The organism is Nguyenibacter vanlangensis, assembly GCF_013376155.1.
Lineage (GTDB): Bacteria > Pseudomonadota > Alphaproteobacteria > Acetobacterales > Acetobacteraceae > Gluconacetobacter > Gluconacetobacter vanlangensis.
In genome coordinates this window covers 1-2,485 of record NZ_JABXXP010000429.1, presented here as the reverse complement: position 1 = coordinate 2,485, position 2,485 = coordinate 1, and the positions used below count along the sequence as shown (strand labels likewise).

Below are 2,485 nucleotides of genomic sequence, written 5' to 3'. Positions count from 1 at the left end.
CCCCCCCCCCCCCCCCCCCCGCCCCCCCCCCCCCCCCCCCGCGCCCCGCCCGCCCCCCGCGCGCCCCCCGGGCCCGGCGGCCCGGGCGCCCCGCGGCCGTGACGGGCCGCGCCCGTCAGGCCGCCTTGTCCTGCCCGGCCGCCAGACGGCCGAGCGCCTGGACCGTGTCCTTGGCCAGCCGGATGCGCTGGGCGTTCGTCAGTTCGCGCACCAGCGCCAGCTTGTGGTCGGGCCGCAGGCGGACATTGGCTTCCTTCTGCGTCGCGATCCAGCCGACCAGTCCGCCGGGATTGGCGAAGCTGTTGCCGCGGAACTGGAGCACCATGCCCTTGGGCCCGGCTTCGAGCCGTTCGACGCCGGCCTCGCGGCACAGGCGCTTGAGCGTGACGACGTCGAGCAGGTTGCGGACCTCGTCGGGCGGCGTGCCGAAGCGATCGACCAGTTCGGCCTCCATCGCCTCGATCTCGGCATCGTTGGCCAGGGCGGCGATGCGGCGATACAGGCCCAGCCGGACCGGCAGGTCGGTCACGTAGCCCTCGGGGATCAGCACCGGCAGGCCGAGGATGATGTTGGGCGTCCAGTCGCGGTCCTGGAGCTTGCGCTTGCCCTTCTCGACGCGCAGTTCGGCCACCGCGTCCTCGAGCATCTGCTGGTAGAGTTCGATCCCGACCTCGCGGATATGGCCGGATTGCTCGTCGCCCAGCAGGTTGCCGGCGCCGCGCAGGTCGAGATCGTGCGAGGCGAGCGTGAAGCCGGCGCCCAGCGTGTCCAGCGTCTGCATGACTTCCAGCCGTTTTTCGGCCGCGGCGGACAGGACATGGGTCTGCGGCCAGGTCAGGTAGGCATAGCCGCGCTGCTTGCCGCGCCCGACGCGGCCGCGCAACTGATAGAGCTGGCCCAGCCCGAACATGTCGGCGCGATGGATGATCAGCGTGTTGACCGCCGGCATGTCCAGCCCGCTTTCCACGATGTTGGTGGAGAGCAGGATATCGTATTTGCCGTCGCCGAATTCGGTCATGACCCGTTCCAGCTCGGTCGGCGTCAGGCGGCCATGGGCCTGGACGAGCCGCGCGTCGGGCACGATGTCGTGCAGGCGCGCGGCCATGCGGTCCAGGTCCTCGATCCGCGGGACGACGCAGAAGATCTGTCCGCCGCGGAAGCGCTCGCGCTGGATCGCCTCGCGGATCACGACGCTGTCGAAGGGCATGATGAAGGTGCGCACCGCCAGCCGGTCGGTGGGCGGGGTGGCGATCAGGCTCATTTCCCGCACGCCGGTCAGAGCGAGCTGGAGCGTGCGGGGCAGCGGCGTGGCCGAGAGGGTGAGGACGTGCACGTCCTCGCGCAGCGCCTTCAGCTTCTCCTTGTGGGCCACGCCGAAATGCTGTTCCTCGTCGATGATCAGCAGTTCCAGGTCGGCGAACTGGACGCCCTTGGCCAGCAGCGCGTGGGTGCCGACCACGATGTTGATCGTGCCGTCGGCCAGGCCCTTGCGCACGGCGGCGGCCTCCTTGGCGGTGACCATGCGCGAGAGCTGCGCCACCGTGATCGGCAGGCCCGCGAAACGGGCCGAGAAGGTGCGGAAATGCTGCCGCGCCAGCAGGGTGGTGGGCACCACCACCGCGACCTGCGCCCCCGACAGGGCGGCGACGAAGGCGGCGCGCAGCGCGACCTCGGTCTTGCCGAAGCCGACATCGCCGCAGACCAGCCGGTCCATCGGCCGGCCCGAGCCCATGTCCTCCAGCACGTCGGCGATCGCGCGGGACTGGTCCTCGGTCTCGACGAAGGGGAAGCGGGCGCAGAATTCGTCCCACAGCCCTTCGCCCGGGGCCAGGGCGGGGGCTTCGCGCAGCGCGCGCAGGGCGGCGGTGCGGATCAGTTCACCCGCCATGTCGCGGATGCGCTGCTTCATCTTCGCCTTGCGGTTCTGCCACGAGGCGCCGCCCAGCCTGTCCAGCGCGACCCCGGCCTGGTCGGAGCCGAAGCGGCTGAGCAATTCGATGTTTTCCACCGGCAGGAACAGTTTTTCGTTCCCGTCATAGATCAGGCGCAAGCAGTCGTGCGGCGCGCTGCCGACGCCGATCGTCTCGAGCCCGTCATAGCGGCCGATGCCGTAATCCTGGTGGACCACCAGGTCGCCCTCGGCGATTTCCGAGGCTTCGGCGATGAACTGGTCGGCCTTCCTGCGGCGGCGGGGCGGGCGGGCGATCCGTTCGCCCAGCAGGTCCTGCTCGGAGACGAAGGCCATGTTGTCGGCGATGAAGCCGCGTTCCAGCCCCATGATGGTCAGCCCGACCGTGCCGGGCGGCATGTCGTGGTCACGCGACCAGGTTTCGACCACCCGTACCCGCATGCCGTGTTCGCGCAGCAGGCTGGCGATCCGTTCGCGCGAACCGCGGGTCCAGGCGGAGACGTAGGCGCGGCGTCCGACCTCGGCCCATTGCCGGACCTGGGCGTCGAGCAGCGCGAAGACGTTCTCGCGCCCCTC

1 protein-coding gene is annotated in these 2,485 nt (G+C 70.7%); it reads right to left on the bottom strand.

What is annotated here, in order from left to right:
- Positions 1-115 precede the first annotated feature (115 nt).
- Positions 116-2,485: transcription-repair coupling factor (mfd, locus tag HUK84_RS14895; RefSeq protein ID WP_176640984.1), on the bottom strand; the 2,370-nt coding region annotated here is incomplete at its 5' end.